The organism is Arthrobacter sp. KNU40, assembly GCF_051515115.1.
GTDB lineage: Bacteria > Actinomycetota > Actinomycetes > Actinomycetales > Micrococcaceae > Arthrobacter.
Map to the genome: position 1 here is coordinate 4,234,627 of NZ_CP195850.1, position 13,681 is coordinate 4,248,307.

At 60.3% G+C, this 13,681-nt stretch carries 11 protein-coding genes; 3 read left to right on the top strand and 8 right to left on the bottom strand.

The features are described 5' to 3' along the window. Window positions 1-102 precede the first annotated feature (102 nt). Complete coding sequence (locus ACSKT0_RS19675) at window positions 103-963, bottom strand: LysM peptidoglycan-binding domain-containing protein (RefSeq protein ID WP_437774084.1); 861 nt, start codon at window positions 961-963, stop codon at window positions 103-105. A gap of 705 nt (window positions 964-1,668) precedes the next feature. Between ACSKT0_RS19675 and ACSKT0_RS19680 the strand changes: the two genes are divergently transcribed. After that, complete coding sequence (locus ACSKT0_RS19680) at window positions 1,669-2,325, top strand: YdcF family protein (protein ID WP_437771218.1); 657 nt, start codon at window positions 1,669-1,671, stop codon at window positions 2,323-2,325. Window positions 2,326-2,345: 20 nt separating this feature from the next. Here ACSKT0_RS19680 and ACSKT0_RS19685 read toward each other — a convergent pair whose 3' ends face one another. From ACSKT0_RS19685 to ACSKT0_RS19695, 3 genes are read right to left on the bottom strand one after another with little or no spacing between them, the layout of a single operon-like run. Next, window positions 2,346-3,773 (bottom strand): dihydrolipoamide acetyltransferase family protein, encoded by a 1,428-nt coding sequence (locus ACSKT0_RS19685; RefSeq protein ID WP_437771219.1) that lies wholly within the window; start codon window positions 3,771-3,773, stop codon window positions 2,346-2,348. Window positions 3,774-3,775: 2 nt separating this feature from the next. Next, entirely contained in the window at window positions 3,776-4,903 is a 1,128-nt protein-coding gene (locus ACSKT0_RS19690; RefSeq protein WP_437771220.1) for an alpha-ketoacid dehydrogenase subunit beta, read from the bottom strand. Further along, window positions 4,900-6,132, bottom strand: a complete 1,233-nt coding sequence (locus ACSKT0_RS19695) for a thiamine pyrophosphate-dependent dehydrogenase E1 component subunit alpha (RefSeq protein WP_437771221.1) — start codon at window positions 6,130-6,132, stop codon at window positions 4,900-4,902. The genes ACSKT0_RS19690 and ACSKT0_RS19695 overlap by 4 nt, the downstream gene beginning before the upstream one ends. Window positions 6,133-6,303: 171 nt before the next feature. Here ACSKT0_RS19695 and ACSKT0_RS19700 point away from each other — a divergent pair, with 171 nt between their 5' ends. Continuing rightward, window positions 6,304-6,768, top strand: a complete 465-nt coding sequence (locus tag ACSKT0_RS19700) for an Lrp/AsnC family transcriptional regulator (protein ID WP_437771222.1) — start codon at window positions 6,304-6,306, stop codon at window positions 6,766-6,768. Between the two features lie 98 nt (window positions 6,769-6,866). Here ACSKT0_RS19700 and ACSKT0_RS19705 read toward each other — a convergent pair whose 3' ends face one another. From ACSKT0_RS19705 to ACSKT0_RS19720, 4 genes are all read right to left on the bottom strand, one after another. Continuing rightward, complete coding sequence (locus tag ACSKT0_RS19705) at window positions 6,867-8,177, bottom strand: ISL3 family transposase (RefSeq protein ID WP_437771223.1); 1,311 nt, start codon at window positions 8,175-8,177, stop codon at window positions 6,867-6,869. 133 nt (window positions 8,178-8,310) lie between these two features. Further along, window positions 8,311-9,336 carry a UDP-glucose 4-epimerase GalE gene (gene galE / locus ACSKT0_RS19710; RefSeq protein WP_437771224.1) on the bottom strand — a complete coding sequence of 342 codons (1,026 nt, stop codon included), beginning with the start codon at window positions 9,334-9,336 and terminating at the stop codon, window positions 8,311-8,313. Window positions 9,337-9,541: 205 nt separating this feature from the next. Beyond that, the gene (locus tag ACSKT0_RS19715; RefSeq protein ID WP_437771225.1) at window positions 9,542-10,663 is read right to left on the bottom strand and encodes a hypothetical protein; all 1,122 of its coding nucleotides are present in this window, start codon (window positions 10,661-10,663) and stop codon (window positions 9,542-9,544) included. A gap of 52 nt (window positions 10,664-10,715) precedes the next feature. Continuing rightward, window positions 10,716-11,486 (bottom strand): glycosyltransferase family protein, encoded by a 771-nt coding sequence (locus ACSKT0_RS19720; protein WP_437771226.1) that lies wholly within the window; start codon window positions 11,484-11,486, stop codon window positions 10,716-10,718. 653 nt (window positions 11,487-12,139) lie between these two features. Between ACSKT0_RS19720 and ACSKT0_RS19725 the strand changes: the two genes are divergently transcribed. Beyond that, window positions 12,140-13,417, top strand: coding sequence for a hypothetical protein (locus tag ACSKT0_RS19725; protein ID WP_437771227.1), 1,278 nt, complete (start codon window positions 12,140-12,142; stop codon window positions 13,415-13,417). The last annotated feature ends 264 nt before the right edge of the window (window positions 13,418-13,681 follow it).

Here is a 13,681-nt window from a genome sequence, read left to right on the forward strand (position 1 = left end):
GAACTTCGGTCTCATCAGGTTCAGGCGAGGGAGGTTGAGGGATCAGATGGCCGGCGCCTTGCGAAACAACGCACCGTGAAGAATTGGCGGATAGGTCCGTCCCTAATTGAGCGCGATGACCAGCATCTGGGTGGTACCCGGGATGCAGGTCTGAAGTATCGCGCGCGGGAAGCCGCCGAACACCGCTGCGACGTTGTTGGTGGTCCCGCCCTGGGGCACCTGGCCGCGTGCGGTCACCGTGTACGTGCCGTAGCCGGAGATGCTCACCGTCTCGCCGACGCCGACGCCAGAGAAACGCGCCCACCCGCCGCAGAAATCATGTTCGGTGATGAACAGCGAGTAGGCGTCCGTGGGGGTGAAATGGATCGGGCCGATGCAACTGTCCACGGCCGCCTGGCCGCCTGAGCCCGCAACATAGATGGTCCGCACCGCCGGAGCGGGAGCTGGGGCGGCTGCTGGTGCTGGCGCCGGAGCGGGGGCAGGTGCAGCGGCCGGGGCAACCGGCGGCCCTGTCAGCTTTAGCACCTGGCCGGGCACGATGACGGAATAGGCGCTGAGCCCATTGGCCGCCAGCATCCCGTTGACGTCGACGCCGAACCTGGCGGCTATGGAGCCAACAGTGTCGCCGCTAACGACTGTGTAGATGTTCGTGTTAGGTGCCGGAGCTGGTGGAACTGCCACCGGCGCCGGCCCAGATGCTGCTGGGGCTGGTGGGGCGGCCACCGCGGACGGTGCTTGCGTAGCCGCCGATGCTTCCGCTGCGGGGTGAGGGGCAGCGGCTGGGACGGGTGTAGGCATCGCGGCCGGAAGAGGGCTCTGGGTCGACATCGGGCTCGCCGGAGTCGATAACGCGGCCGTGGAGCCCGCGCTTGGGGCGATCATGGCGCCAATTCCAGCTCGCGACACGTTTGGTGTGAAGTCCTGCGTAACGAAGGCGGCAAAGATCACCGCTGCCACCAGCATCCACATGACAATTGATGCCTTGTATCTGGTGAGGGTTCTTGACTTCGTGACACTCGGGGATAGGGCGCTGCTTCCGCCTATCCGGCCATGCTGGTATTCCTGCGAGTACAACATCTCAGGTCCCGGTAGCTCATCGTTCTTGGCATGGGTCGACTGACCCGGGACGTGATACGCAGCCGCTGAGATGGTGCTCGTGAGACCCGTTTACTCAATGCGCAGCACGGATGAGTCTCTCAATCCCTCACTTCTGGACAGGTCCATCTGTGGGATGAATAAAAGAGTTGTTTTTTTCTGCGCAGGGTGCCTTGAGTTTACGAATTCGCCAGTCGCAACACACGAGTGCGTGCCACTTGAATTCCTTTCCGCTCCCACGCTAAACACTCGTACTGACCCCCTCATTAGTGAGAGTAGGGAGCGGTAGCCATGACTAGTGAGTGCCGCAGTGCCGGTGTGATCTATTCGGCTATGTCGGTTTCGTAGTGTCACTGCGACGGGACCAGTCGGTGATCTGGCGGCAAGCGACAAGTACCGGCGCGAGGACGGCAGCCACCAGTCCGACGTGACCCATCCGAAGGTCGGGCAACGGCCAAGCAGGCCCACCAACGGAGGTGCGGCGGCACTGGACCACTGACCGAGACACCTGAAGCTTAAGAGCGGGGTGCATCCACGACACACTAATCTGTCTCCTCGGCCCAGAAGGTAGTCTTGGGCCAGTGCAATGGCGCCGCCCATATCCCGCATTATTTAGAGGACGGTATGACCTTAATCTGCAAGCCCGAGGCAAGGACCGCGTTACGCAGGCGGAAGAGGCGACTGCTCCTCAAGTCTTTTGCTGCAATCGGCGTCTTAGTGATGGTCTGGGCCATTGCTGGCATCTTTCTGTACGTGGCACCGCCCGCTGACGAGCCGCAACACGCGGATGTGCTCTTCGTGCTCGGGCCGCCGGATCAACGGATCGGGTACGCAGAACAGCTGATGCAGCAGGGGTATTCGCCGACGCTTGCGGTATCAAGCCCAATAGGCAAAGACGGAAAATTCGAAGCGAGCATATGTACCGCCCAGCGCCCTTACCAGATTATCTGCTTTAACCCCGATCCATTCACCACACAAGGCGAAGCACGCGCACTGAAAAACCTGTCGGACCACTACGGATGGAAAAGCGCGAACGTCCTCACAGTTCAGTTCCATATGACCCGCGCCCGGGTGATCCTCAGCCGTTGCTACGGAGGAGAATTGCACATGATCGCCCACCACCGGAGCTTGCCGCTGGTCTCCTTGAGCAGCCCCACCTCCTCTTGGGCGTACCAGTACCTCTACCAAACCGCCGCTTTCGTCAAGGTTGCGATCCACCCGGACTGCTGAAAGGCGGGTTTAGCTCGCACTCACAAATCCGCCAACACCGCCCCCGGATTCTCGATTGCGTCAGCAACGTAACGCAGGAAACCCGCAGCCGTTTCGCCATCGCAAACCCGGTGATCGAAAGCCAGCGTCAGCTCGGTAACCTTGCGGACGGCCAACTGGCCGTCCACCACCCAGGGCTTGTCGATGATGCGGCCCACGCCGAGCATTGCGACCTCGGGGTAGTTGATGATCGCGGCGGAGCCGTCCACGCCGAACACGCCGTAGTTGTTCAGCGTAAAGGTGCCGCTGGCCAACTCAGTCGGTGTTGCCTTACCGTCACGCGCCACGGCGGTCAGCCGGCGGATTTCGGCATCGAGTTCGCGGGCACTCAGCAGGTGGGCGTTGCGGATTGAGGGAACCACGAGTCCGCGGTCCGTCTGTGCGGCGAAGCCAAGGTTGATGCCGCCGAATGCGATGATCTCCTGCATCTCACCCCCGGCCACATCCTCAACTGTGACGATCCGGGTGTTCAACTCGGGGAATTTTTTTAGCCCAGCTGTGACAAAACGAGCGATGAACGCGAGCAGTCCCGGAGCGCCGTGCGGATCGCGTTTCTTGAGTTCTCCACGCATCTCAAGGAGCGCGGTGGCGTCAACGTCCACCCAGACAGTTGCTTCCGGGATCTCGGAACGGCTGCGGGTCATGTTGGCCGCAACAGCCTTTCGTATCCCGCGGACCGTCGTTCGCGAAACCACCGTCAAGCCAGTGCGGGCATCCTGGGCCCCGGTGGAAGACTGGACATCGGCGGGCATCTCAACGGGCGCGGTCTCGCGCATGGCACCTCCGATGGCGGCCTCAATGTCGCGACGCAGGATGAGCCCGCTCTCCCCCGAACCAGGCACTGCATCCAGCGAGACCCCATGGTCCCGCGCCATCTTCCGCACCAAGGGGGAAATCACGGCGGAGAGCTTCCCTGGAATCCGCGTGCGGGACAACGAGAGTTCGGAGAAGTCGGGGGCCGGGGTAACAGCAACAGCAGAACCAGCCGAATCCTTCCGCGGCCGGGTGCGGCGAGCCTCGCCACCCCCGGATGTGCCGTAGCCAATGAGCACGTTCCCGGATCCGGCTTTCTCTTCGGTCCGGTAGGTCTCGGCAGCGGCGGCCGCGGGTGCCTCGGAGGCCCCTTCTTCCAAAGGCTCGGGCTCAGCAGCAAACGAAGCACCAACTGGAGCCACTGAGATCAGCGGCTTCCCGACGTCGAGTGTCTGGCCGGCTTCGCCGTGCAGCACTGCGACAATGCCTGCGTACGGCGAGGGCACCTCCACCATGGACTTGGCGGTCTCAACCTCTGCGATCGGCTGGTCCACGCGGATCTCGTCACCCACGGCAACAAGCCAGTTGACGAGTTCGGCCTCGGTGAGGCCCTCTCCCAGGTCCGGAAGCAGGAACACCTGCATTTCTGCGCTCATGGTCAGTTCTCCCATTGAAGGTCGTCAACGGCGTCGAGGATGCGGTCGACGCTCGGCAAGTAGTAGTGCTCCAGCTTTGGAGCAGGGTACGGAACATCAAAACCGGTCACCCGGCGGATGGGCGCGGCCAGGTAGTGGAAGCAGCGTTCCTGCACCCGGGCCACGATTTCGGAGGATACGGAGGCGAATCCGTGAGCCTCGGCAATGACGACCGCCCGCCCGGTCTTGCGCACCGATGCGCAGACAGTTTCGTCGTCAAAGGGCACGATCGAGCGGACATCGATTACTTCGAGGGAGCGGCCTTCTTCAGCGGCCGCAGCCGCGGCGGCGAGCGCCGTCGGGACCGAGGGGCCGTACGCGATGAGCGTTGCGTCAGTGCCGGGGCGCGCGACGGCGGCGCGCCCCTCGCTGCTGGATCCTGTCGAAGCGTTCGTGACGTGTTCGGCCCGCAGGGCGCCCAGGTCGACCTGATCTTTGGACCAGTAGAGCTTCTTTGGTTCCATGAACATGACGGGATCGTCGGAATCGATGGCCTCGCGGAGCATGCGGTAGCCGTCCGCTACGGTCGCCGGGGTGAAAACCTTTAGGCCTGCGGTGTGGGCGTAGTAGGACTCGGACGAGTCGCAGTGGTGCTCTACGCCGCCGATCCCGCCGGCATACGGGACGCGGATGACCATCGGAAGCTTCACTGCACCCTTGGCCCGGTTGTGCATCTTGGCGACGTGGCTGACGATCTGTTCGAAGGCCGGGTAGGCGAAGGCGTCGAACTGCATCTCGATGACGGGACGCATTCCATTCATGGCCATACCCACGGCCATGCCCACGATGCCGGATTCAGCAAGCGGGGTGTCGAAGCATCGTTGCTCTCCGAACGTGGCCATGAGGCCATCGGTGATCCGGAAAACGCCACCCAGTCGGCCAACGTCTTCACCGAATACCAGAACGGAAGAGTCGGCCTGCATGGCGTCCGCCATCGCGGTGTTGAGCGCTTTGGCCATGGTGATGGTCTGTGGACCGGAGGCTTCGGCGACTGCGGCGGCGCTGGCTGCCGCACTGGCGGTGGCGGAGCTGACGTCACCGGTTGCGGCGTGCTCGGTGGCTTCGGAGGATGTGGTGACGGCGGGGCTCATTTGCCTGCCTCCTTCTGGCTGGATGCCTCACGGGCGAGTTCGTCGGCGAGCAGGGCGGACTGCTCCTTCAGTTGCGGAGTCGGGGTGGAGAAGACGTAGCGGAAGAGATTCTGCGGATCTACCGGTACGTCCTCACCCAGGCCTTCGCGAAGCTGCGAGGCAACGGCCTCGGCCTTCGCGGCGATTCGTGTGGAACCGTCGTTGTCGAGGAGTCCACGGCCCGTGAGATAAGACGTCATGCGGCTGATGGGGTCCTTGGCGGTCCATTCGGCTACTTCGCTGTCCTCGCGGTATCGGGTGGCGTCGTCGGCGTTGGTGTGGGCCTGCATGCGGTAGGTGTGGGCCTCGATGAGGAGCGGTCCGGAGCCTTCCCGGGCGAGTTTCACGGCGCGGTCCAGCACCGCAAGCAAGGCGACCAGGTCGTTACCGTCAACGCGTTCACCGGCCATGCCGTAACCGACGGCCTTGTGCGCCAGCGACGGCGCCACGGATTGTTGGCTCAGGGGTACCGAGATGGCGTATTTGTTGTTCTGTACGAAGAAGATGACTGGCAGGTGGAAGACGGCCGCGAAGTTGAGGGCTTCGTGGAAGTCCCCTTCGCTGGTGGCACCGTCGCCGCACATTGCCAGCACCACGGTGTCTTCGCCGCGGAGTTTGGCCGCATGGGCAACTCCGACGCCATGGAGAAGCTGGGTGGTCAGCGGCGTGCACTGGATACCGACCTTGTGCTTGGTGGGGTCGTAGCCGCCGTGCCAGTCGCCGCGGAAGATGGTCATGGTTTCGACCGGGTCGACGCCACGGGACATGACCGCAACGGCGTCTCGGTAGGTGGGGAACAGCCAGTCGCCTTCGCGGAGGCACAGAGCGGCCGCTACTTGGCAAGCCTCCTGGCCGTGGCTGGACGGGTAAACGGCCATGCGGCCCTGCCGGACGAGGGCGGAGTTCTGGTCATTGACGCGGCGCCCGACGACGAGTTGTTCGTAAGCAGCCATGAGTTCGGCATCGCCGGGGATGGGATATTCGTGGCCGGGCTCCGTACCCTGTTCAGCTTCAGGCTTGAGCACGCCTGAGGGATCGACCATCTGGATCTGATGGCGGGCAGGCAGCATGTAGTCTTCGACGCTGATTCCGAACTTGCGCCGCACTTCGGAAGCTTGGTCGTTTGCTTCGGTGTCGTCCGGCCGAGCGTCAGCCAGACCCTGGGCCTCATGGTCCGCGGAGATCGTCATTGGTCCGTCCTTCTGTATCCACTATTTGTCACCAGTATGTTCCCTGGAGAAGTTTCGTATCCAGCTCTGGGCGGAATCGTGGAAAAGCTTGCCTGAAGCCTTTATTCTGGAAGACGGATTGCAAATGTGAGCTGGCTAACGGGCCCACGCTGTGGACGAATTGGAGATGCAATGGCCGAAGTCGAAGCGGTTCAGGCGGAGGTTCCTCTTGACCAAGTGGATAGGGACATCATTGCCGAGCTGACGCGGGACGGCCGGATGTCGGTGACCCAGGTGGCGGAGAACGTACACATCAGCCGGGCGCACGCGTATTCGAGAATTTCACGGCTGACGGGCGAAGGCGTGCTCACCAAGTTCACCGCGCTGGTGGACCCCATCAAGGCCGGCTTGAAGTCATCGGCCTACGTCACGCTCAAGGTGCAACAGCATTCCTGGCGCGAGCTCCGTGAAGAGCTTCGGCTGATTCCGGAGGTGCAGCACATTGCGCTGGTCGGTGGCGATTTCGACGTCATCCTGCTGGTACGTGCCACCGACAATATTCACCTGCGCAGGGTCATTTTCGACCAGTTGCAGTCGATGCCAGGTGTGCAGGATACGCAGACGTTCCTGGTGTTTGAGGATCTGGATACGCGCTAGGACGCGGTGAGGATTTGGCCGCGTTCTCTATGTTGGCGGCCACGCCTACTTACCAGTGCGCGAAAAGACCGGGAAGTCCCCCACGAGACTGAAGTGGCTCATCGCATTTGAGGGTGTAATCGCGGTCTGAATCCGCCGGTTTCGAGGAGTGATCGGGCGATGTAGTTGGCAAGGTTCCTGAAGCCGAGGGCGGAGCCGCGGAGGTGTTCGAGCCGGCCGTTGAGTGCTTCCGTGGGGCCGTTGCTGGTGCCGGGCCGGTCGAAGTACGCGAGCACGTCCCCTGCACGGCGTTTCAGCGTGCGGCCCAGCGTAATGACCTCGGTCAGCGCAGCGGGAACGCCGGCGCTGATCGCGCCGATCAGTGCTTGCATGAGCTGTTTGCCTCGGGTGCCGTCAGGGTCGCGGTAGGCGGCGATGACGCGCTGGTAGATGCCCCAGGTCGCTTCGACTTCGGCATGGTTGTCCGCGGCGAACAGGGCCTCCAGCCTGTCCTTCTGCTTGTCGGTGAGCAGATCGTGCCCGGTGTGCAGGGTCCGGCGGGCTGCGTAGAGCGGATCCCCGGACCGTCCGCGGTGACCAATGGTCTGCTGCTGCACGCGCTGGCGGCACCTGTCCAGGGCATCGCCGGCAAGCCGGACGACGTGAAACGGATCCATGACCTCGACCGCGTCCGGGAGCTCCTCGGCGGCTGCGGTCTTGAACCCGGTGAACCCGTCCATCGCGACGACCTCGATCCCGTCCCGCCAAGCCTTGGGCCGCTCGGCGAGCCAGGCCTTGAAGACCTGTTTCGAGCGGCCCTCGACCATGTCCAGCAACCGTGCCGGCCCGGTCCTGTCACGGACCGGGGTGAGGTCGATGATCACGGTGACGTATTTGTCCCCGCGCCGGGTGTGCCGCCAGACATGCTCATCGACGCCGATCACGGCCACCCCGTTGAACCGGGCCGGGTCCTCGATCAACACCCGCTTGCCCTCGGCAAGGATCGCGCTGTTCGCCGTATGCCAGGACACGCCCAGGCCTTCCGCGACGCGGGCGACAGTGAGGTGCTGGCACACGATGCCCTCCAGCGCCCAGCGCAGTCCGCGGCGGGAGATCTTCGCCCTCGGCTGCGCGGCTTTGGAGATGTCCTGCCGCCACACCCGCCCGCACTCGGTGCATTTGTAGCGGCGGACCCGCACCAGCAGCGTCGTCGGCCGCCATCCCAGCGGTTCGTGCGCGAGCGGCCGTGTGACCGTGCCGCGGGCGATGCCCTGGCCCCCACACGAATGGCACCAGTCGTCCCGATCAACGGCACGGCATTCCAGCACCGCACGGCCGGGGGCGAGACACTGCCCGGCGGCTTCGAGCCCAAGCTCATCGAGCCGGCAGAACGTAGTCAGGTCAGGAGGCAGGAAGGTAGCGTGGGACACGGCGAGGTCTTCCGGATGGGCAGTGTAGGAACTTCCATCATCGGAAGACCTCGACCTCTATCCGGCCACCGACGCGCCCACCCCCGCTACACCCTCGAATGCGATGAGCCACTGAAGTTCCCGACCTTGCGGCTTAGGAAGAGACCTGATCCGAGTACCCGAAGGGGTTCGCACTCTGCCAACGCCAATGATCCTCGCACATCTGGGGAAGAGTCCTGCGAGCAGACCATCCAAGGTCAGCCAAGGCAGCAGACGGATCTGCATAGCTCACGGCAGCGTCACCGGGGCGTCGTGGGGCGAATTCGTACGGAATAGGGGTCCCCGCTGCAACGCCAAAAGCCCTGATGACATCCAACACAGAAGCCCCGCGCCCAGTTCCCAAATTCCAACGGAATGCCCCAACCCGGTTTTCCAAGTAATGCAATGCAGCGAGATGTCCTGATGCGAGGTCCATCACATGAATGTAGTCCCGCACTCCGGTCCCATCCTGGGTGGGGTAGTCATTGCCGAACACCCTAACCTTATCGCGGCGACCAACCGCAACCTGGGCCACGAATGGCAACAGATTGTTCGGCGTTCCCCGCGGGTCTTCCCCAATGCGCCCGGACTCATGAGCTCCAACTGGATTGAAATAGCGAAGCAGGGCAATGCTCCATCGCGGGTCCGCGGCGCTTAGGTCTGAAAGGATATCCTCGATCTGTTCCTTGGTCCTGCCGTACGGATTATTGGCATCCAGAGGCGACTTCTCGATGAGAGGAACTTCCTCCGACGCACCATAGACCGTGGCTGACGAGCTAAAGACCAACCGGCGCACGCCAGCTTTTTGCATGCCCTCCAGCAAGTTGAGGGTGCCCACGACGTTGTTCTTATAATACAGAAGTGGTTGTTCAACTGACTCGCCAACCGCTTTGAGGCCGGCGAAATGAACGACTGCATCGAATCCACCGTCCTTGAAAACATGAGCAATCGCATCGAGGTCGAGCAGGTCGGCTTCTCGGAAGTCGACGCTCCTGCCGGTAAGTTCTTGCACGCGAGACAGGGATTCGCTACTCGAATTCGCAAGGTTGTCAACGACAACCAATTCGTGCCCTTCTTCAAGGAGACAGAGAATTGTGTGGGATCCGATGTAGCCTGCGCCCCCAGTTACCAAGACCTTCATGGGGATGATACTAGACCACTTCCATATAGCAACCGAAAATCCTTCGACTGCCCGTTGCAATATGTCGACACCGACCGCCGGCCGGGAGGATCGAGCTTCGGCATTGTGACAACGCGGTCGTAGCAACCCGCTTCTAGCAGATCCTGAACCTCAAGCATTGCCAGCCCCATGGAGATCCAGCCGAAGGAAGGAGACCTGGGTCTCGTTACTCTAAAAGCTGCCGAAGACCCGACGCGTTCGACTCCCCAGTCCATCCTTGGTGGTTATTCATCCAATATTCCCGCATCTGCCGCCCCCGCTCCCCGAGGGTTCTCCGAACAACGTGCGGATCCCTTGACGCAAACCCGATTGGATTCCTGGACAAGAAATCTACGGCGAAAGTTGCCTCGGGCGGAACAATGAGGGGCGTCGATGAGCAGATCGCCGTTGCAAATCGAGTAGAGAGACTGGTCGAAACTCGCCTGGAAATAGTTGAGTTTGTCACCTCATAGTAGACAAGATGACCGTCAAATCCGGAAATCATGTCAGCGAAACCACCATTCATGATATGACTCCTCGGCACATCGCTGTAAAAGGAATAACCGAGGCCAGCTAAGAGTCGTCGATGCTCATTATCTCTTGGTGCCTGCACAAACACGTCCATTTCAGCCTGTATCAGGCTATCAAAGAACACCCCAAGATCGTCTTTCCCCATCTTCAGACTTCCACTGTGCAGGTAGTCACTTCGCCCCGTGAAACAGAGCCGCGGCCGCGCATGAGTACCCCGGGCGGAATCCCGCACCGCTGAAGAGTGTGCCGAAAGGGGGAAGGGTGACACAACTGTGCACATTTCCTTTCCCCGAATCCAGGGAAAGCGCCTCTTAAGCAAATCTGCCATTTCCTCGCTGGCAACAACAAATGAGTCGACCATTGCAATTGGAAACGCGGAACGCGCGAACTCACGCAGTTCAGTCAAGAGTCTGGATGCGTTTGGGTATGTGTCAACACAGAGCGACACCTTGGCGTTCGGCCAAGCTTTGGCGGGCGCTTTTTCAAACAAGGAAGCCAGACCCCACCAGTAGAATATCGCGCTAGGCTGCCCTCCCACCTTGGATTCCAACTCGGCCTTCCACTGCGACATGGAGCCAGGGTCAGTGGCATCAAAGTAGACCGTGCGCTCATGAAGGTAGTCCGGAGTGTCCGATGAATCCGAAGGATGCACGTTTGCAAGGACGGCAACCTTGGCGCCCGACGCTTCCCAAGTCTTCAGCCAAGCCTCGATGAACGGATTCTTTAAGCTGGAACAAAAAATAGCAATCCTAGGAATACTTTTGAAGCTTGTAATCATTGCCTACCTGCCGGTCGAAGGCCAACGGTCATGAATAATATTCTCAGACACATTATGAGAAGGCCCAACGGACTTTCTTCGCCAGAGTTATAATATAGGCACCGAAGAATTTAATCGTAGGTCGAGCTTGCCCCGGGGGGAAGCTTCCCATGTGATTTTCAATGACTGTTTTCAGTGCTTGGAATGCGTCGTCCCAATATCTCACCGCATGGCTTTGCAATCTCACCCTTGAAGCCTCAGAGAAGTCGTGAGGATTAGGAGCGTCGATGTATTCGCTGGACAGAACACCCGGCAGATCGTCCGCAAAAACTGAAGGCTCGGATATGATGTGGCATCCGTTCAGTGGTGCATGCCAAAACCGTCCAGAAAGGGAGACTGTTCGCTGGTTGGGATACATCATCCCCAACGCAACACGGGATTTGGCGTATATTTCAGACACCTTGCTGATCCCCAACCGCCCGTGGCAGTATTCTCCGTCTAGCCTGTCTTCCCATCCCGCGCCCCATACATGAACACGGCCAAGTTGCACTAATTTCAGAAAACGAGAGGCATACTCATCCCGCGATTCTGAATAGTAAGGTTTGTAGTTGCCGATGTGAACGAGATCGTATTTTGGCTTTCCACCCAAATGGTTGCTCTTCCAAAGTCGGGAGCATACGGGCGGAGCACTAACACGAATCTTCTCGGAAAGTTCGGGAAAGCGTTCTAAGAGCTCGTTCCTGCGGGCGGCCGAGGACGCAAAAATGAGCAGGCCCGGGTGATCACCGCATGAATTCAGGAGCAGTGATATATCGTTTGCGACATAGTCGTACAGATGAACCACGCCATACCTCGTCAGATTCAAAGCGGCTGAGGGTGGCCGCTGAATTATGAGGAGATCGGCCGGGATGAGCTGTTTCGAAATCGCAATCCGATAGTTGAAAGACGAGTATAGCGCTTGGAGATTTCGAAGCACGTCAACATCAAATCCGTCGTGCCCATAGATAATGCAGGTTTTCAATGAGACCTCGCGGTAGCTGGGACCTCGCGCAACTCCGGTTGGTCGGCGAAGACGAAGCTAGAGTATCGCCAGTTGGGCTCAACCACCCAACCGTTGTCAGCAGCTCACGATACGGCGCCGAGCCTCGCCACCAAGGCTACGGTCAAAGCCAGTGCCCCTTTTGACTGAAGTGGCGAAGACCGTAAACTTTATCGGCCGGTTCCCGGGCGTCGATCCGGGCCTGACGGCCGCCAACGGAGTGCGGTCACTTATCCTGAGGACATCAGCGGGCATGTCCGCCTATCGTTCATTCGAAAGATGGCCGGCGTCGGACGTGGCGCAGTTCGCAAACCGACTCGAACGGTCCTCCAGTGTCACAGTTTGCAGTCACGGGGGAGCCCGCTTGTATAGAGGTAGCGTCCAAGACCCGTAATGGGTAAAGCAGTAGACTCTCAACGTTTGCTTGGCAGAAGAAATCTGCATTAGGGAAGGGCACCATGGAGAAGCAAGCTTGGAGGTCGGGGCTTGGAAAACTCGGCGGATTCGGCAGCTCAACCGTGATAAACGGCCTTGTAGGCCTTATCACGATCCCGTTTATCATTGCTTTTGCTGGCCCGGTCGCGTGGGGCGGCATGGCCGTGGCCCAGTCGATAGCCAGCATGTTTGTCGTGCTGATTGCTTTCGGATGGGGTGTCATGGGTCCATCGAGGGTTGCGTCGTCGCCGTTCGGAAGCCGAGGACAGCAATATTCGGACGCCATAGTCCTGCGAGTGCTGCTGCTTCTTGCCGTGCTTCCTCTTGCGGTCTATCTTATCGCCGTATATGCGCCGGGTAACAAAGCCGCCAATATACTTGCTGGGTTTGCGCTCATGGTTGCGGGCTTGGGCGGCTCCTGGTTTTTTATTGGTGAAGGGAGAGCCTGGAAACTGTTATTCATCGACACGGTGCCCCGCTGCGGGGGTACCATTGCCGGTACTCTTCTTCTCGGTTTGACAGGAGAGGTAACTTATTTCGCTGCGGCGCAGCTGGCAGGTTCAATCATTTCCGTATCCCTTGCCGCGAGTGACATCCTTCGGCGGCACCGAGATCACGACTGGCGCCTGTCCATTTCACCAAAACGACAGGTGATGAGTTTCCGGGAGCAAATTCCGGGCGTGCTGACGGCTGCAGCATCATCCATGTACATGAACGCACCCCTCACGGTTCTGGCAGGATGGGCCCCGGCCAGCGTTTCTGTCTACGCGATGGCAGACAAACTCACGAGGTTCGCCGTCATGGCCGCGTCCCCTATGACACAGTTGGCCCAGAGCTCGGTACCTAACCCGGACAATTCCGTCCTCACCCAGAACATAAAATTGACTACCAAGTTGTCAGCTGTCGGGGCGCTGATCGCAGGCATCGTCTTGTCTCTTGCGATGCCCGCTGGCGCAAAATTCCTTTCGGCGGGCGAAATTGACGTGTCTCTTGCCATCTCAACGGCTTTCGGCCTCACCTTAGCTGCAATCATATTTTCCCAGATTTCAGGGTTGGTTTCGCTTATGGCGCTTGGTCGAGCGAAGACCGTTGCGGCAAGCGTCATAGTCGGACTTTTTGTAGCAGTTCCGGCGGTCTTTTTGGGGGCATCACAGTGGGGTGCCGCTGGTGCAGCCTGGGGCCTCACCTCCTCGGAGGTGGCGGTGGCAGTCTTTCAATTCGCAGCTTTGCGAACGGCATTGAGGGCAAGAGCCAAAAAACCCTCTGTCGAAGAAAATGACGAGCTCGGTGCCAGTACGTGAAGGGTATCCGCGGACGGACGCTTGGGTCACATTACGGCGCGACACCACCGGCAATCAGCAGGCAATCAATCGCCACGGCCACCGAATCGCCCCTGGCTTCGAAGGAGGGCAGGGGTCTCTGCGTTCCCCGGGGCGCCGGATTGCGGGGGTTGGCTTATGAACGGAGCCTCAAAAGGGATCCAGCAAAATCGCGCCAGATCGGCAGGAGAATGCGATCCACCCCGTGCTGACACCACGGACGTGTTTCTGGGACTAATTCAACTC